At 66.4% G+C, this 16,092-nt stretch carries 27 protein-coding genes and 1 pseudogene; 3 read left to right on the plus strand and 25 right to left on the minus strand.

Annotated features, from left to right (window positions below; translation table 11 throughout):
• Positions 1-112 precede the first annotated feature (112 nt).
• Genes ACWD4B_RS13400 through ACWD4B_RS13410 form a run of 3 tightly spaced genes read left to right on the plus strand, consistent with a single transcriptional unit; the run spans position 113 to position 2,247 of the window.
• Positions 113-421 carry a pore-forming ESAT-6 family protein gene (locus ACWD4B_RS13400; protein ID WP_390780201.1) on the plus strand — a complete coding sequence of 103 codons (309 nt, stop codon included), beginning with the start codon at positions 113-115 and terminating at the stop codon, positions 419-421.
• Between the two features lie 42 nt (positions 422-463).
• Complete coding sequence (locus ACWD4B_RS13405) at positions 464-862, plus strand: DUF6507 family protein (protein ID WP_451420888.1); 399 nt, start codon at positions 464-466, stop codon at positions 860-862.
• Entirely contained in the window at positions 859-2,247 is a 1,389-nt protein-coding gene (locus ACWD4B_RS13410) for a hypothetical protein (protein WP_451420889.1), read from the plus strand. Before ACWD4B_RS13405 ends, ACWD4B_RS13410 begins: the two co-directional genes overlap by 4 nt.
• On the opposite strand, the pseudogene ACWD4B_RS13415 reads toward ACWD4B_RS13410, so the two are convergent.
• The 25 genes and pseudogenes from ACWD4B_RS13415 to rplV all read right to left on the minus strand — a co-directional run.
• Positions 2,231-2,836 (minus strand): annotated as a pseudogene (locus ACWD4B_RS13415) (tRNA pseudouridine synthase A); the annotation flags it as partial. The gene ACWD4B_RS13410 and the pseudogene ACWD4B_RS13415 overlap by 17 nt on opposite strands.
• Before the next feature lie 76 nt (positions 2,837-2,912).
• Positions 2,913-3,377: a 50S ribosomal protein L17 gene (rplQ, locus tag ACWD4B_RS13420; RefSeq protein ID WP_336413027.1), complete on the minus strand. Its 465-nt coding sequence runs from the start codon at positions 3,375-3,377 to the stop codon at positions 2,913-2,915.
• Between the two features lie 179 nt (positions 3,378-3,556).
• Entirely contained in the window at positions 3,557-4,579 is a 1,023-nt protein-coding gene (locus tag ACWD4B_RS13425) for a DNA-directed RNA polymerase subunit alpha (RefSeq protein ID WP_004946635.1), read from the minus strand.
• Between the two features lie 127 nt (positions 4,580-4,706).
• A complete protein-coding gene (gene rpsK, locus ACWD4B_RS13430; RefSeq protein ID WP_003948617.1) occupies positions 4,707-5,111 on the minus strand; it encodes a 30S ribosomal protein S11 in 405 nt (134 codons plus the stop codon).
• A 66-nt stretch (positions 5,112-5,177) separates the two neighbouring features.
• Entirely contained in the window at positions 5,178-5,558 is a 381-nt protein-coding gene (gene rpsM / locus ACWD4B_RS13435; protein ID WP_171082784.1) for a 30S ribosomal protein S13, read from the minus strand.
• A gap of 185 nt (positions 5,559-5,743) precedes the next feature.
• A complete protein-coding gene (gene rpmJ, locus ACWD4B_RS13440) occupies positions 5,744-5,857 on the minus strand; it encodes a 50S ribosomal protein L36 (RefSeq protein WP_003956441.1) in 114 nt (37 codons plus the stop codon).
• Positions 5,858-5,919: 62 nt separating this feature from the next.
• Positions 5,920-6,141: a translation initiation factor IF-1 gene (gene infA / locus ACWD4B_RS13445; RefSeq protein WP_003956442.1), complete on the minus strand. Its 222-nt coding sequence runs from the start codon at positions 6,139-6,141 to the stop codon at positions 5,920-5,922.
• Between the two features lie 342 nt (positions 6,142-6,483).
• Positions 6,484-7,320, minus strand: coding sequence for a type I methionyl aminopeptidase (gene map / locus ACWD4B_RS13450; protein ID WP_414168754.1), 837 nt, complete (start codon positions 7,318-7,320; stop codon positions 6,484-6,486).
• A 98-nt stretch (positions 7,321-7,418) separates the two neighbouring features.
• The gene (locus ACWD4B_RS13455) at positions 7,419-8,072 is read right to left on the minus strand and encodes an adenylate kinase (protein ID WP_451420890.1); all 654 of its coding nucleotides are present in this window, start codon (positions 8,070-8,072) and stop codon (positions 7,419-7,421) included.
• Positions 8,072-9,385: a preprotein translocase subunit SecY gene (gene secY, locus ACWD4B_RS13460; protein WP_451420939.1), complete on the minus strand. Its 1,314-nt coding sequence runs from the start codon at positions 9,383-9,385 to the stop codon at positions 8,072-8,074. The genes ACWD4B_RS13455 and secY overlap by 1 nt, the downstream gene beginning before the upstream one ends.
• Before the next feature lie 205 nt (positions 9,386-9,590).
• Entirely contained in the window at positions 9,591-10,046 is a 456-nt protein-coding gene (gene rplO / locus ACWD4B_RS13465; protein WP_171082775.1) for a 50S ribosomal protein L15, read from the minus strand.
• 1 nt (position 10,047) lies between these two features.
• A complete protein-coding gene (gene rpmD, locus ACWD4B_RS13470) occupies positions 10,048-10,230 on the minus strand; it encodes a 50S ribosomal protein L30 (protein WP_030368398.1) in 183 nt (60 codons plus the stop codon).
• Positions 10,230-10,832, minus strand: a complete 603-nt coding sequence (gene rpsE, locus ACWD4B_RS13475) for a 30S ribosomal protein S5 (RefSeq protein ID WP_190066381.1) — start codon at positions 10,830-10,832, stop codon at positions 10,230-10,232. Before rpsE ends, rpmD begins: the two co-directional genes overlap by 1 nt.
• A gap of 46 nt (positions 10,833-10,878) precedes the next feature.
• Positions 10,879-11,262: a 50S ribosomal protein L18 gene (rplR, locus tag ACWD4B_RS13480; protein WP_451420891.1), complete on the minus strand. Its 384-nt coding sequence runs from the start codon at positions 11,260-11,262 to the stop codon at positions 10,879-10,881.
• Positions 11,263-11,265: 3 nt separating this feature from the next.
• Positions 11,266-11,805, minus strand: coding sequence for a 50S ribosomal protein L6 (gene rplF, locus ACWD4B_RS13485; protein WP_451420892.1), 540 nt, complete (start codon positions 11,803-11,805; stop codon positions 11,266-11,268).
• Positions 11,806-11,826: 21 nt separating this feature from the next.
• On the minus strand, positions 11,827-12,225 hold the full coding sequence (gene rpsH, locus ACWD4B_RS13490; protein WP_121801998.1) for a 30S ribosomal protein S8: 399 nt from the start codon (positions 12,223-12,225) through the stop codon (positions 11,827-11,829).
• Between the two features lie 209 nt (positions 12,226-12,434).
• The gene (locus tag ACWD4B_RS13495; protein ID WP_004946670.1) at positions 12,435-12,620 is read right to left on the minus strand and encodes a type Z 30S ribosomal protein S14; all 186 of its coding nucleotides are present in this window, start codon (positions 12,618-12,620) and stop codon (positions 12,435-12,437) included.
• Between the two features lie 2 nt (positions 12,621-12,622).
• Positions 12,623-13,177: a 50S ribosomal protein L5 gene (gene rplE / locus ACWD4B_RS13500; protein WP_390780836.1), complete on the minus strand. Its 555-nt coding sequence runs from the start codon at positions 13,175-13,177 to the stop codon at positions 12,623-12,625.
• A complete protein-coding gene (rplX, locus tag ACWD4B_RS13505) occupies positions 13,174-13,497 on the minus strand; it encodes a 50S ribosomal protein L24 (RefSeq protein WP_451420893.1) in 324 nt (107 codons plus the stop codon). The genes rplE and rplX overlap by 4 nt, the downstream gene beginning before the upstream one ends.
• Before the next feature lie 2 nt (positions 13,498-13,499).
• Positions 13,500-13,868, minus strand: coding sequence for a 50S ribosomal protein L14 (gene rplN, locus ACWD4B_RS13510; protein WP_004946682.1), 369 nt, complete (start codon positions 13,866-13,868; stop codon positions 13,500-13,502).
• A gap of 94 nt (positions 13,869-13,962) precedes the next feature.
• A complete protein-coding gene (gene rpsQ, locus ACWD4B_RS13515; RefSeq protein ID WP_019888756.1) occupies positions 13,963-14,244 on the minus strand; it encodes a 30S ribosomal protein S17 in 282 nt (93 codons plus the stop codon).
• The gene (rpmC, locus tag ACWD4B_RS13520) at positions 14,244-14,468 is read right to left on the minus strand and encodes a 50S ribosomal protein L29 (RefSeq protein WP_030368408.1); all 225 of its coding nucleotides are present in this window, start codon (positions 14,466-14,468) and stop codon (positions 14,244-14,246) included. The genes rpsQ and rpmC overlap by 1 nt, the downstream gene beginning before the upstream one ends.
• Positions 14,468-14,887, minus strand: a complete 420-nt coding sequence (gene rplP / locus ACWD4B_RS13525) for a 50S ribosomal protein L16 (RefSeq protein WP_116212444.1) — start codon at positions 14,885-14,887, stop codon at positions 14,468-14,470. Before rplP ends, rpmC begins: the two co-directional genes overlap by 1 nt.
• A 5-nt stretch (positions 14,888-14,892) precedes the next feature.
• On the minus strand, positions 14,893-15,723 hold the full coding sequence (rpsC, locus tag ACWD4B_RS13530) for a 30S ribosomal protein S3 (RefSeq protein ID WP_095580665.1): 831 nt from the start codon (positions 15,721-15,723) through the stop codon (positions 14,893-14,895).
• Positions 15,723-16,070, minus strand: a complete 348-nt coding sequence (rplV, locus tag ACWD4B_RS13535; protein WP_031012097.1) for a 50S ribosomal protein L22 — start codon at positions 16,068-16,070, stop codon at positions 15,723-15,725. Before rplV ends, rpsC begins: the two co-directional genes overlap by 1 nt.
• Between the last annotated feature and the right edge of the window lie 22 nt (positions 16,071-16,092).

Below are 16,092 nucleotides of genomic sequence, written 5' to 3' on the forward strand. Positions count from 1 at the left end.
CGTTCGGTCAGGGTGACCAGGAGTCGGCGGACAACGCGCGTCAGCAGATGGCGTCGGCGAACTTCGACGCGGCCCGCTTCTCGGGCCGCTAGGAAAACGGGGGATCAGGATCATGGCGAACGCAGACCGTCGTAGCTACGACACAGGTGCTTCGGGCGAGGTGCAGGGTTCCCTCCAGGGCATCATCTCCCGCCTGGAGTCGGTGCTGAACGACCGTGACGCCGCGGTGAAGGCCGCGATGGCGGACTTCCAGGCCGATGGTGTCTCGGACCAGTACCACGGCAAGGAACTGCGCTGGCAGAGCGCGGCGCACGAGGTCCGCCAGATCATCAACCTTCTCCGGAACACGATGGAGAAGAACGACGGCACGGCGCAGTCGACGCTGGCGAAGGCCAAGGCTGCCGTCGACGGCATCGGCTGACGTAGCGCGTCACGGTAATTCAGGGAAATACGGGGGTATTTCGTGTCCAGTTGGGATCTTCGGGTCGAGGCTGTGCGGACGGTGCTCGGCGACACCGACACTGCCGCGGGTAAGTTCGAGGGTGAGTTCACGACCTACGGCAACAGCATGGCGAGTGCGGCGAAGTCCGCGGGCACGATGGCCCCGGGGGTCGCTCCGAAGAGCGGCACGCCCGGTCCGGTCGCGGCAGCACTGCAGGAATTCGCGGATTCCACGATGAAGGATCTGCAGTTCCTGCCCGCCCGGGCGGGCAAGTCCATCAGTGGTGCGGTGAAGGCGACCGAGGAGTACATCGCCGGTGACCTCAAGATGGCTGAGGACGCCCAGAAGGACGCCCTGAGTGCGCCGAAGCTGCCCCCGCTGGGCAAGGACGGTTCGGACGGAAAGGGCGGCGGCAAGTGATCGACGTCAGTTCCATTCCGGACTTCTCCGGCGATCTGGAGCAGCTGGAGAAGGACGCCGGCACGCTGAAGAAGGCTGCGTCCGACATCCGCACGACGGGCGGGGACGTCCACAGCAAGTTCCAGGGCCTCAAGTCCTGTTACACCGCCCCCGAGGCGGAGAAGCTGTTCGCGACGACGCTGCCGGTACGCGACGGCGCGGACACCTTCGCCGGCAAGCTGGAGTCGGTCAGCAGTGCCTTGTCGACGTTCGCCAGTGACGCTCGTCCGCTCGTGACGCGCATGAGCGAGCTGAAGGCCCAGGCGGAGGCGTTCTGCAAGTCGGTCGAGGGCAAGAAGGACTGGCAGAAGGACCAGGGCAAGGTCGACAAGAACGCCAGTCTGATCCACGAAGTGGGCCGGGTCTGGGGCCAGTTCCAGGAGGCCGAGCGCAAGGCCGCCAACACGATCAGCGGCGTGGCCGGCACCGGTACCAAGTGGACGACCGACGACGGCTCCCACAAGAAGGGCATGTACGGCGTCAGTGCGGACGACGCGGCCAAGGCCGACGACACGCCCTGGGGCAAGGTCGACAAGCGCAAGTACACGGGCGTGGAAGCGGCCTGGCACTGGACGACCGACCACGTGGGAAGCGCCCTCAAAGGCTTCTTCGTGGACGGTGTCTGGGGCACCCTGAAGGGCCTCGGCAACATGGTCAACGTCTTCGACTGGGACACGTTCAAGAAGACGTGGACCGGCATCGGTAACGTCTTCGGCGGCGTCAGCGCGTACATCATGACCCCCTACGACTGGGCCATGGACAAGATGTTCGGCCCGACGGACCACAGCGACACGGACAAGCAGAAGAAGGCGCTCCGCGACTTCGGCAAGTCGCTCGTCGCCTGGGACGAGTGGGACAAGAACCCGACCCGCGCAGGCGGCACCGTCGCCTTCAACGTCCTCACCCTCGGCGCCGGCTCCTTCCTCAAGCTCGGCAAGGCGGGCAGCCTCGCGTCCAAGGCCGGCGAGGCGGGCGAGGTGGGTGCGGCGAGCAAGGTGAGCGCCGCTGCGAAGCTGGCGAACGCCCTCGGCAAAACGGGCCGGCTCGTGGACCCGATGACGTATGTCGGCAAGGCGGGCGAGTTCGTCAAGCTCCAGGTCGGCGACCTGATGTCCGGGATGAAGGACCTGCGCACCGGCCCGACTGCCGACTTCCTCAAGGGCACATCCGAACACCCCGGACCTCTGGTCTCCACTCCCGAGGGCCTGAAGTACACCACGCCCCAGGGCGAGCCCCGCGTCCTCAGCCCCGAGGGCAAAATCCTCGACCAGCACGGCAACTTGGCCGCGCCTCCGGCCGTCAAGGAACCGCACAAAACCGACCTCGGCGCCGCACCGTCGCGGTGATGACGCCGGAGGCGTCCCGCACCCAACTCAGCTGCTGGAGCGTGCGGATGGTGGTGGCGCCCTCGCGCTTGCGGCAGTACGCCGCGAAGTCGTGCTCGCCAACGAGCTTCTCCGCAGCGGCATTCATCGCGTCGACGTCCAACGGCCAGTCGTGCCACAGGACATGACCGCGCAGCAGCGGGTCGACGCCGCCGTGATGGTCCGTCACCCGGTAGGCGTAGCGCCGCCAGACCGCGGAGAAGCGCGCGTTGAAACCGGCAGGGGCCTCCGCGACCTTCCACACACGGACGTCGTGCGGGAGCCGTCCGGCCAGCCGGCGCATCAGTTTGTCCTGCTGCTCGGCCCACACCTCGGCCGGCAGGTCGACGTGCGCGACCTGCCCGCGGGCGTGCACCCCTGCATCCGTCCGCCCGGCGACGGTCAGTTCGTACGTCTCGGACGAACGCGTCACCGTCCGGATCGCGTCCTCCAGCTCGCCCTGGACCGTGCGCTGCCCCTCGCGCTGCTTGGCCCAGCCCGAGAAGTCCTTGCCGTCGTACGACAGGTCCAGCCGCACCCGGACCTTGCCGGGCTCCACCTCGTCACTCACCGCAGAGTTTCCTTCCACAAATGCGGGACGGGCCCGCCCCCGAAAGGGGCGGGCCCGTCCTGACACACGAAGTGCGTCAGGCGTCCTTCGACTCCTCGGCCGGAGCCTCGGCAGCAGCCTCGGACTCCTTGACCGCACGCTTGGTGGCGGCCTCGGCCTCGGCGACGGTCGCCTTCTTGGCGATCTCGCCCTCGACCAGCTCGATCACGGCCATCGGGGCGTTGTCGCCACGACGGTTGCCGATCTTGGTGATACGGGTGTAGCCACCCGGACGCTCGGCGAAGCGCGGAGCGATCTCGGTGAAGAGCACGTGAACGATGCCCTTGTCCGTGATCGTCTGCAGCACCTGGCGACGGTTGTGGATGTCGCCCTTCTTCGCCTTGGTGATCAGACGCTCGGCGACGGGGCGCAGGCGGCGGGCCTTGGCCTCGGTCGTCGTGATGCGGCCGTGCTCGAACAGCGCCTTGGCGAGGTTCGCCAGCAGCAGCTTCTCGTGCGCGGCGGAGCCGCCGAGACGTGCACCCTTGGTGGGACGCGGCATGGTGTTTCTCCTAGGTGTCTGCCCCGGCCGTGTCAGGTACCGGAGTCAGTATCCGAGCAGACGGTTGTCCGTCGGAGATCCGGGGCTGCCCCGCAGGGGCGCCCCGGAAGGGGCGCGGGGAACTGCGCGATCAAGCACAGCGCACCCGCACCCGAGAACCGTCGGTCGGTCCCGAGCTCTTAGTACTGCTCGGTCTCGACGAACCCGGCATCCGCGTCGTCGTCGGCGCCAAACGCGTCGGCGGCAGCGGTCGGGTCGAATCCGGGCGGGCTGTCCTTGAGGGCCAGGCCCATGCCGGCCAGCTTCGCCTTGACCTCGTCGATCGACTTCGCACCGAAGTTGCGGATGTCGAGCAGGTCGGCCTCGGAGCGGGCGACGAGCTCACCCACGGAGTGGATGCCCTCGCGCTTGAGGCAGTTGTAGGACCGAACGGTGAGCTCGAGCTCCTCGATCGGCAGCGCCAGGTCGGCGGCCAGGGCGGCGTCCGTCGGGGACGGGCCCATGTCGATGCCCTCGGCGTCGATGTTGAGCTCGCGGGCCAGACCGAACAGCTCGACCAGGGTCTTGCCGGCGGACGCCATGGCGTCGCGCGGGCGCATGGCCTGCTTGGTCTCGACGTCGACGATCAGCTTGTCGAAGTCGGTGCGCTGCTCGACACGGGTCGCCTCGACCTTGTAGGTGACCTTGAGAACCGGCGAGTAGATGGAGTCGACCGGGATACGGCCGATCTCCTGGCCCACCTGCTTGTTCTGGACGGCGGAGACGTAGCCGCGACCGCGCTCGACGGTCAGCTCCATCTCCAGCTTGCCCTTGGCGTTCAGGGTCGCCAGGACCAGGTCGGGGTTGTGCACCTCGACGCCGGCCGGCGGGGCGATGTCGGCGGCGGTGACCAGACCCGGGCCCTGCTTGCGCAGGTACATCACGACCGGCTCGTCGTGCTCCGAGGAGACGACCAGCTGCTTGATGTTGAGGATGAGGTCGGTGACGTCCTCCTTGACGCCCGGCACGGTGGTGAACTCGTGCAGGACACCGTCGATGCGGATGGACGTGACCGCCGCACCCGGGATCGAGGAGAGGAGCGTACGACGCAGGGAGTTGCCGAGGGTGTAGCCGAAGCCCGGCTCCAGCGGCTCGATGACGAACCGGGAACGGAACTCGTCCACGACCTCTTCGGTCAGGGAGGGACGCTGAGCGATCAGCATGCGAAGGATCCTTCAGTCATGGACACCCACTATTTGATGTCCTGAGGTACTACAAGGGTACGGGCGGCACGGCTCCGAAGAGCCGTACCGCCCACACTCTCAAGGCAACCGCGAAGCGGCCGGCGCGTCAGACGCGGCGACGCTTCGGCGGACGGCAGCCGTTGTGCGGGGTGGGGGTGACGTCCTGGATCGAACCGACCTCGAGGCCCGTGGCCTGGAGGGAGCGGATCGCGGTCTCACGGCCGGAGCCGGGACCCTTGACGAAGACGTCGACCTTGCGCATGCCGTGCTCCTGCGCGCGACGCGCGGCCGACTCGGCGGCCATCTGCGCGGCGAACGGGGTCGACTTGCGCGAGCCCTTGAAGCCGACGTGGCCGGCGGAGGCCCAGGAGATCACGTTGCCCGTGGGGTCGGTGATCGAAACGATGGTGTTGTTGAACGTGCTCTTGATGTGCGCGTGGCCGTGAGCGACGTTCTTCTTTTCCTTGCGGCGCACCTTCTTGGCAGCGCCCTGACGACCCTTGGGGGGCATCTCTTACTCCTACGGGAGGTGGTCGGTCCTACAGCGAAGACCGCGTGGTCAAGCGTCCGCTGAGGACTACTTCTTGCCCGGCTTCTTCTTGCCGGCGATGGCGCGACGCGGGCCCTTGCGGGTACGGGCGTTCGTGCTGGTGCGCTGGCCGTGGACGGGCAGGCCACGACGGTGGCGCAGACCCTGGTAGCAGCCGATCTCGACCTTGCGGCGGATGTCGGCCTGGACCTCGCGGCGCAGGTCGCCCTCGGTCTTGATGTTGGCGTCCACGTACTCGCGGATCTTGACCAGGTCCTCCTCGGACAGGTCACGAACGCGGGTGTTCGGGTTCACACCGGTGTTGGCGAGGGTCTCCTTCGCCAGGGTGCGGCCGATGCCGAAGACGTAGGTGAGTGCAACCTCCACGCGCTTTTCACGCGGGATGTCGACACCGGAAACGCGTGCCATTGAATGGCTCCAGATGCTCGTCGGAGGTCTTCCACAAGACCGCTCCCAGCCGCCGTATCAGGTACGAACCGAGTCCCCGGCCTCCGAGCCGGGGGTGTCGCCCTCCATCACAGAGAGGGACGGGTCCTGCGTATGTACGTATTGCTCGCGTCGCGCGAAGAAACTGCTGAAGTGCAGGTTCTGCGTCAGCCCTGGCGCTGCTTGTGGCGCAGGTTGTCGCAGATGACCATGACCCGGCCGTGGCGGCGGATCACCTTGCACTTGTCGCAGATCTTCTTGACGCTCGGCTTGACCTTCATGGGATGCAGGTTCTCCGAAGTCAGTGCCTTCACCCCACGGGAGGCGGGGCTACGGGCAAGATCTACTTGTACCGGTAGACGATCCGGCCGCGCGTCAGGTCGTACGGGGACAGCTCCACCACGACCCGGTCGTCGGGAAGGATACGGATGTAGTGCATCCGCATCTTGCCGCTGATGTGCGCGAGGACCTTGTGACCGTTCTGGAGCTCCACCTTGAACATGGCGTTCGGCAGAGACTCGATCACGGTGCCCTCGATCTCGATGGCACCTTGCTTCTTGGCCACGCTTCGCCCTTCGAATCGGCTACCTTGATCAACTCTGGTGTTCACACACTCGCGCGGAACGCGGGCATGCGAATAGACGAGAGCCGACGCGTCAGTCTACGTCAGGGAAACGGGAAAGCCTAATCGAGGGTGATACGTCCACCCGCTCCCCGCCTCACCTGGTTAGGGGGCAGCACCCGCTGTGGGCAGGCGTTCCGCAGGGCGGAACGGGTGGGCACAACCCGGCCCGCAGCCGGGCGACGGCATTGCACCCCCACGGCCTCCGTGCGTTGCCGAGTGCAGACCGTGCGTGGCTGATCGCGCAGTTCCCCGCGCCCCTGGCGGGGCGCGGCACCGCGGCCGCTAGGCCAGCGGGTCCGGCGCCGCCGTGATGCCCATGGCGGCCAGCTTCGCGCGGCCGCCGTCAGGGGCCGTGAGGACCAGCGGGCCCTCCTCCGTGACGGCGATGGAGTGCTCCCAGTGCGAGGACCACGTCAGGTCGTCCGTCAGGACCGTCCAGTCGTCCTCGAGGACGTGCGTCTTCGCCGTCCCCAGGCTCACCATCGGCTCGATGGCGATGCAGAAGCCCGGCACCAGCTTCGGCCCCTTGCCGCGCTTGCGGGAGACGTAGTTCAGCAGGTGCGGGTCCATGTGCATCTCGGAGCCGATGCCGTGGCCGCCGTAGTCCTCGATGATCCCGTACTTGCCGCTCGCCGGGCGCGGCTGGCGGCGGATGTAGCCCTCGATGGCCTTGGAGAGGTCGACCAGGCGGTTGCCGCTCTTCACGGCGGCGATGCCGGCCCACATGGACTCCTCGGTCACCCGGGAGAGCTCGATCAGCTCCGGGGCGTGACCGGAGCCCACGAAGGCCGTGAAGGCCGCATCCGCGTGCCAGCCGTCGATGATCGCGCCGGCGTCGATCGAGATGATGTCGCCGTCCTTCAGGACGGTCTTCGTGTCGGGGATGCCGTGCACGACGACCTCGTTCACCGAGGTGCAGATGGTGGCGGGGAACCCGCCGTAGCCCAGGAAGTTCGACTTCGCGCCGTGCTCGGCGATCACCTTGCGGGCGACGTCGTCCAGGTCCTTGGTCGTGGCACCGGGAACGGCCGCCTCCCGGGTGGCCGCGTGGATGGCGGCGACGACCAGCCCCGCTTCGCGCATCTTCGCGATCTGCTGGGGGGTTTTGATCTCCACCATGTGGGGTGCCTTTCTCGGCTCTGGGTTCGCTGGGTCGGGAACAACACTACGGCCGCGGTGCCCTTGCGGGCACCGCGGCCGTATACGGACCGTGAGGGTCAGGAGCTGCGCTCGAGGGCGTCCATCGCCCGCCCGGTGACCTCGGCGACCTTGCCGAGGGCCGAGATCGTCACCACGAGACCCTGGGTCTTGTAGTAGTCGATGATCGGCTCCGTCTGCGTGTGGTAGACCTCCAGCCGCTTGCGGACGGTCTCCTCGCTGTCGTCGTCGCGCTGGTACAGCTCGCCGCCGCAGACGTCGCACACGCCGTCCTGCTTCGGGCGGCTGTAGGTCACGTGGAAGACGTGGCTGGAGTCGTTCCGGCAGATCCGGCGGCCGGCGATGCGCTTGACCACCTCGTCCTCGGGGACCTCCAGGTCCAGCACGGCGTCCAGCTTCACGCCGTCCAGCTCAAGGGCCTCGTCGAGGGCCTCGGCCTGGGCGACGTTCCGCGGGAAGCCGTCCAGCAGGAAGCCGTTCTCCGCGTCCGGCTGGCTCATCCGGTCGCGGGCCATCCCGATGGTGACCTCGTCCGGGACCAGCTGGCCCTGGTCCATGTACGACTTGGCCTGCAGGCCGAGCTCCGTGCCCTGGCTGATGTTCGCCCGGAACAGGTCACCCGTGGAAATGTGCGGGATCGCGAGATTCTTGGCGAGGTACGCGGCCTGCGTACCCTTGCCGGCGCCGGGCGGCCCGACGAGGACGATTCGCATCAGCGGAGGAACCCTTCGTAGTTGCGCTGCTGAAGCTGGCTCTCGATCTGCTTCACAGTCTCCAGACCGACACCCACGATGATCAGGATGCTGGTTCCCCCGAACGGGAAGTTCTGGTTTGCGTTGAGTGTGACCAGTGCCACGGTCGGCACCAGCGCAATCAAGCCCAGGTACAGCGAGCCAGGCCACGTGATGCGGTTCAGCACGTAGCTCAGATACTCCGCGGTGGGTCGGCCGGCCCGGATGCCCGGGATGAACCCACCATACTTCTTCATGTTGTCTGCAACTTCTTCGGGGTTGAAGGAGATGGCGACGTAGAAGAAGGCGAAGAAAACGATCAGCAGGAAGTACGTGGCGATGTAGACGGGGTGGTCGCCCTTGACCAGGTTGGACTGCACCCAGGTCGCCCAGCTCGCCTTGGACCCGGTGAACTGCACCAGCAGCGCCGGGATGTAGAGGAGCGACGAGGCGAAGATGACGGGGATCACACCCGCCTGATTCACCTTCAGCGGGATGTAGGTGGACGTACCGCCGTACGAACGGCGGCCGATCATGCGCTTCGCGTACTGCACGGGGATCCGGCGCTGGGCCTGCTCGACGAAGACGACCAGCGCGACCATGGCCAGACCACAGAGGATCACGAGGCCGAACTCCAGCCAGCCGCCCATCAGCTTGCCCTGCATCTTGATGCCCCACAGGGCGCTCGGGAAGCCGGCCGCGATGGAGGTGAACATCAGGATCGACATGCCGTTGCCGATGCCGCGGTCGGTGATGAGCTCACCGAGCCACATGATGAGGCAGGTGCCGGCGGTCATCGTGACGACCATCGTGATCGTGGTGAAGATCGAGTGGTTGGGCACGATCTGGTTGCCGACGGGGCAACTCCCGAAGAGCGCACCGGTGCTGGCGGTGGCCACGAGTCCGGTGCCCTGGAGGACGGCGAGCGCGACGGTCAGATAACGCGTGTACTGCGTGATCTTGGTCTGACCGCTCTGCCCCTCCTTCTTGAGGGCTTCCAGGCGCGGGATCACGACCGTGAGCAGCTGCAGGATGATGCTCGCCGTGATGTACGGCATGATCCCGAGCGCGAAGATCGTGACCTGCAGCAGTGCACCACCGCTGAACATGTTCACGAGGCCGAAAAGGCTCTGGCCGCTCTTGGCCTGGTCGAGGCACGTCTGGACGTTGCGGTAGTCGACGCCCGGCACGGGGATGTGCGCCCCGAGCCTGAAGAGCACCATGATGCCCAGCGTGAACAGTAGCTTCTTGCGCAGGTCGGGCGTCTTGAACGCCCGGGCGAACGCGGTGAGCACGGTGCCTCCTGCGCCTCTCACGCAGCCACGCGAGAGGTGACGGTCTTGAGGATCGACGAATACGTATCGGTCAAAGTCCGTACGGACGCAGGCCGCACGGAGGTTACAGCAGTGCACGCCACCTTACCGGCGACCATGCCCCCCTTGGAACGACCAACCGGGGATGCCCCGTTATGGGACATCCCCGGTAGTCAGATCAACGAACTCAGATGAGCTCGGTGACGGTGCCGCCGGCGGCGGCGATCTTCTCCTTGGCGGAGCCGGAGACGGCGTCGACCGTCACCTGCAGCGCCACGGAGATCTCGCCCTGGCCAAGGACCTTGACGAGCTCGTTCTTGCGAACAGCGCCCTTGGCGACCAGACCGGCCACCGTGACCTCGCCACCCTGCGGGTAGAGCTCGGCCAGCTTGTCCAGGTTCACGACCTGGAACTGCTTGTGGGCGGGGTTCTTGAAGCCCTTCAGCTTCGGGAGACGCATGTGGAGGGGCATCTGGCCACCCTCGAAGCGCTCCGGAACCTGGTAACGGGCCTTCGTACCCTTGGTACCGCGACCAGCCGTCTTACCCTTCGACGCCTCACCACGACCGACACGGGTCTTGGCGGTCTTGGCGCCCGGGGCGGGACGGAGGTTGTGGACCTTCAGCGGGTTCTGCTCCGCCATGTCAGTCGACCTCCTCGACCGTCACGAGGTGGCGGACGGTCTGCACCATGCCGCGGATCTCGGGGCGGTCCTCCTTGACAACCACATCGTTCATGCGCTTGAGACCAAGCGAACGAAGGGTGTCGCGGTGGTTCTGCTTGCTGCCGATGTAGGACTTGACCTGCGTGACCTTGAGGCGAGCCATTACGCACCCGCCCCTGCACGCGCCCGCAGCAGAGCGGCGGGGGCGACGTCCTCGAGCGGCAGACCACGACGGGCGGCGATCTCCTCGGGACGCTGCAGTCCCTTGAGGGCCTCCACCGTGGCGTGCACGATGTTGATCGGGTTCGAAGAACCGAGCGACTTCGACAGGATGTCGTGGATGCCGGCGCACTCGAGCACCGCGCGCACCGGGCCACCGGCGATAACACCGGTACCGGGGGACGCGGGCTTGAGCAGCACGACACCGGCCGCCTTCTCGCCCGTGATCGGGTGCGGGACGGTGCCCTGGATACGGGGGACCTTGAAGAAGTTCTTCTTGGCCTCTTCCACGCCCTTGGCGATGGCAGCCGGAACTTCCTTGGCCTTGCCGTAACCGACACCGACCGTGCCGTCACCGTCGCCCACCACGACCAGCGCGGTGAAGCTGAAGCGGCGACCACCCTTGACAACCTTGGCGACGCGGTTGATCGCGACTACGCGCTCAACGTACGCGGTCTTCTCGGCGGCAGCGCCACCGTCACGGCCCTTCCGGTCCCGCCGCTCGCCGCCACCGGCACCGCTTCCGCGGCGCTGGGGTCCAGCCATTGGAATTACCTCTCTCTGTTACGTCCGCTAGCTCCGGAACCGGGGCTTAGAACTTCAGCCCGGCTTCGCGGGCGGCGTCCGCCAGAGCGGCAATGCGCCCGGCGTACTGGTTGCCACCGCGGTCGAACACGACGGCCTCGACACCGGCGGCCTTGGCACGCTCGGCGACCAGGGCGCCAACCTTCTTGGCCTGGGCACCCTTGTCGCCCTCGCCACCGCGGATCGACGCGTCCAGGTGGGACGCCGACGCCAGGGTGTGACCCTTGAGGTCGTCGATCACCTGAGCGGTGATGCCACGGTTGGAACGCGTCACGACGAGGCGCGGGCGCTCGGCCGTACCCGAAATGTTCTTCCGGATGCGGATGTGGCGGCGGGCCTTGGCGGCGCGCTTGTACGCGTCGCCCTTAGCAATCTTGACACCGTATGCCATGGCTTACTTACCAGCCTTTCCGACCTTGCGGCGGATGACCTCGCCCGCGTACTTGACGCCCTTGGCCTTGTACGGGTCGGGCTTCCGCAGCTTGCGGATGTTCGCGGCGACCTCGCCGACCTTCTGCTTGTCGATGCCCTCGACAGACAGCTTGGTCGGGGACTCCACCTTGAAGGTGATGCCCTCGGGCGCCTCGACCACGATCGGGTGGCTGTAGCCCAGGGCGAACTCCAGGTTGGAGCCCTTCGCCTGGACGCGGTAACCGACACCGCTGATCTCGAGGTTCTTGCTGTAACCCTGGGTCACGCCGGTGATCATGTTCGCCACCAGCGTGCGGGACAGGCCGTGCAGGGCCTTGTTCTGACGCTCGTCGTTCGGACGGGTCAGCTGCAGGATGCCGTCCTCGCCCTTGACGATCTCGATGGGCGCGGCAACGGTGTGGTTCAGGGTGCCCTTGGGACCCTTCACCTGGACCGTGCGGCCATCAATGGTGACGTCCACACCAGCGGGAACCTGGATGGGCTGCTTGCCAATGCGCGACATTAGCTCTTCCTCCGTTCCCGATTACCAGACGTAGGCGAGGACTTCCCCACCCACGCCCTTCTTGCTGGCCTGCTGGCCGGTCAGGAGACCGTGGGACGTGGAGATGATCGCCACGCCCAGGCCGCCGAGGACCTTCGGCAGGTTGGTGGACTTTGCGTAGACCCGCAGGCCCGGCTTCGAAATCCGCTTGATGCCCGCGATGGAGCGCTCACGGTTCGGGCCGAACTTCAGGTCGATGACGAGGGACTTGCCGACCTCGGCGTCCTCGACCTTCCAGCCGGCGATGTAGCCCTCCTGCTGCAGGATCTCGGCGATGTGCGCCTTGATCTTGCTGGCAGGCATGGCCACGGAGTCGTGGTACGCCGAGTTCGCGTTCCGCAGACGGGTCAGCATGTCTGCGATCGGATCGGTCATGGTCATGTTTGGCCTTCGGCCTCTCTCGCCGGGGTTTCCTATCTGCGCCATCCCTCTCCCCGAACTTCGTCGGGACGGGTGCGGCGCGGGGACCTACGGCGTAGTAAGACGGTCATGGGCGGCGGGCACCCAACCCTTCAACTCTACGCGAGTCGGGGCTGGGCCCCCGCCGTCCTTGATGCTTACCGAGAGCCCTGGTCAACCCAAGTGGGTTGTTACCAGGAGCTCTTGGTCACGCCCGGCAGCTCGCCACGGTGAGCCATCTCACGAAGGCACACGCGGCAGAGGCCGAACTTGCGGTAGACGGAGTGCGGGCGGCCGCAGCGGTTGCAGCGGGTGTACGCGCGAACCGAGAACTTCGGCTTGCGTGCGGCCTTGGCAATCAGAGACTTCTTCGCCACGGTCAGTTCTCCTTGAAGGGGAAGCCGAGGTGACGAAGCAGGGCGCGGCCCTCGTCGTCGTTCTTCGCCGTGGTCACCACGGTGATGTCCATGCCCCGGACCCGGTCGATCTTGTCCTGGTCGATCTCGTGGAACATGACCTGCTCCGTGAGACCGAAGGTGTAGTTGCCCCGGCCGTCGAACTGCTTGGGGGACAGACCACGGAAGTCGCGGATGCGCGGCAGCGCGAGCGACAGAGTGCGGTCCAGGAACTCCCACATGCGGTCGCCACGGAGGGTGACGTGGGCACCGATCGGCTGGCCCTCGCGCAGCTTGAACTGCGCGATGGACTTACGGGCCTTGGTGACGGCCGGCTTCTGACCGGTGATCGTGGTGAGGTCGCGGATGGCGCCCTCGATCAGCTTGGAGTCGCGGGCGGCGTCGCCCACACCCATGTTGACCACGATCTTGGTCAGGCCGGGAACCTGCATGACGTTCTCGAAGGAGAACTCCTCACGCAGCTTGCCCGAGATCTCCTCGCGGTACTTCGCCTTGAGACGCGGAGTGGTAGCCATCAGATGTCCTCACCCGTCCGCTTGGCAACGCGGATCTTGTTGCCGTTGTCGTCGAAGCGGTAACCGACGCGGGTGACGACCTTGTTGCCGTCCTTCTCCACAATCAGCTGAACGTTGCTGACGTGGATGGGGGCCTCGGTGGTCACGATGCCGCCGGTCTTGGAACCACGGGCGGTCTGGCCGGCCTTGGTGTGCTTCTTGACCCGGTTGACACCCTCGACGAGAACACGGTCCTCAGCCGGCATGGCCTGAATGACCTTGCCCTGCTTGCCCTTGTCCTTACCGGTGATGACCTGAACCAGGTCGCCCTTCTTGATCTTCATGCTTACAGCACCTCCGGCGCGAGCGAGACGATCTTCATGAACTTCTTCTCGCGCAGCTCTCGGCCCACGGGGCCGAAGATACGGGTGCCGCGGGGGTCGCCATCGTTCTTGAGGATGACGGCCGCGTTCTCGTCAAAGCGGATGTACGAGCCGTCCGGACGGCGGCGCTCCTTGACGGTGCGAACGACGACAGCCTTGACGACGTCGCCCTTCTTCACGTTGCCACCGGGGATCGCGTCCTTGACGGTGGCGACGATGACGTCACCGATGCCCGCGTAGCGGCGACCCGAGCCACCGAGAACACGGATGCAAAGGATCTCCTTGGCACCAGTGTTGTCGGCGACGCGAAGTCGCGACTCCTGCTGGATCACGTCTATCTCCTGATCGTCTGCCGGTTCCCGGCAGGGGCTCCGAGGAGCCCCTGCCGAGCCTGGCGGAACTTATCCGAGGGGAAACCCTCAGAAATTACTTGGCCTTCTCGAGGATCTCGACGACGCGCCAGCGCTTCGTCGCCGACAGCGGCCGGGTCTCCATCAGGAGGACGCGGTCGCCGACGCCGGCAGCGTTCTGCTCGTCGTGCGCCTTGAGCTTGTTCGTACGGCGGATGACCTTGCCGTACAGCGCGTGCTTGACGCGGTCCTCGACGGCGACGACGACGGTCTTGTCCATCTTGTCGCTGACGACGAGACCCTCACGGGTCTTGCGGAAGCCGCGCTCGTTCGTCTCAGTCACATTCTTCTCGCTCATCAGGCGCTCTCCACCGTCTCGATGCCGAGCTCGCGCTCACGCATCAGGGTGTAGATCCGGGCGATGTCCTTACGGACGGACTTGAGCCGACCGTGGTTCTCGAGCTGTCCGGTCGCCGCCTGGAAGCGGAGGTTGAACAGCTCTTCCTTGGCCTCACGGAGCTTCGCGACGAGGTCCTCGTCGTTGAGCTCGCGCAGCTCGGTCGCCTTGATACCAGCGGCCATCACGACTCACCTGCCTCGCGCCGAACAATGCGGCACTTCATCGGAAGCTTGTGGGCGGCGCGGGTCAGCGCCTCCTTAGCGACCTTTTCGTTCGGGAAGGACAGCTCGAACATCACCCGACCGGGGTGGACGTTCGCGACCCACCACTCCGGAGAACCCTTACCGGAACCCATGCGGGTCTCGGCAGGCTTCTTCGTCAGCGGACGGTCCGGGTAGATGTTGATCCACACCTTGCCGCCACGCTTGATGTGACGCGTCATGGCGATACGAGCGGACTCGATCTGACGGTTCGTCACGTAGGCCGGGGTCAGGGCCTGGATGCCGTACTCACCGAAGGCGAGCTCGGTGCCACCCTTGGCCATGCCACGACGCTTGGGGTGGTGCTGCTTGCGGTGCTTGACCCTGCGAGGGATCAGCATGTCGGTCAGGCCTCCGTTCCGGTGGACTCGGCCGGAGCAGCGGCAGCGGCCTCGGCCTTGGGGGCCTCGGCAGCGGCGTTCTGCTGCGGCTTGCGGCCGCGGCCGCCACGCTCGCCACCACGGCCGCCACGGGCCGGGCGGTCCTGAGCGCCACCACGGGACGGGCGGTTGCCCGCACGCGCGGCAGCGTTCTCGGCGCGGACCTCGGCGATGTTCTTGACGTCGCCCTTGTAGATCCAGACCTTCACGCCGATGCGGCCGAAGGTGGTCTTGGCCTCGAAGAAGCCGTAGTCGACGTTCGCGCGGAGCGTGTGCAGGGGCACACGGCCCTCGCGGTAGAACTCCGAGCGGGACATCTCGGCGCCGCCGAGACGGCCACCGCACTGGATCTTGATGCCCTTGGCGCCGGCCTTCATCGTCGACTGCATGCTCTTGCGCATGGCGCGACGGAAGGAGACGCGGGAGGACAGCTGCTCGGCGACGGCCTGGGCCACCAGCTGAGCGTCCACCTCGGGGTTCTTGACCTCGAGGATGTTCAGCTGAACCTGCTTGCCGGTCAGCTTCTCCAGCTCGCCGCGGATGCGGTCGGCCTCGGCGCCGCGGCGGCCGATGACGATGCCCGGACGAGCGGTGTGGATGTCGACGCGGACGCGGTCGCGGGTGCGCTCGATCTCAACCTTCGAGATACCGGCGCGCTCCATGCCCTTCGTCATCATGCGACGAATGGCAACGTCTTCCTTGACGTAGTCCTTGTACAGCTTGTCGGCGTACCAGCGGGACTTGAAGTCCGTGGTGATGCCGAGCCGGAACCCGTGCGGGTTAACCTTCTGGCCCATTACCGGGTTCCTTCCTTGCTGCTGACGACCACGGTGATGTGGCTGGTCCGCTTGCGGATCCGGTAGGCACGACCCTGGGCACGCGGACGGAACCGCTTCAGGGTCGGGCCCTCGTCCACGAACGCCTCGCTGATGTACAGCGACGAAGCGTCCGTGTGGTCGTAGTTGTGCGCGGCGTTGGCAATGGCGCTGTCCAGCACCTTGCCCACCGGCACGCTCGCGGCCTGCGGGGCGAAACGCAGGACCGCCTGAGCCTCCGTGGCATCCATGCCACGGATGAGGTCCACCACGCGGCGGGCCTTCATGGGCGTGACGCGGATGTACCGCGCCTGGGCCCTGGCTTCCATGGTTGTCCCTTCGGTGTCAGTC

The organism is Streptomyces sp. NPDC002536 (assembly GCF_053594995.1).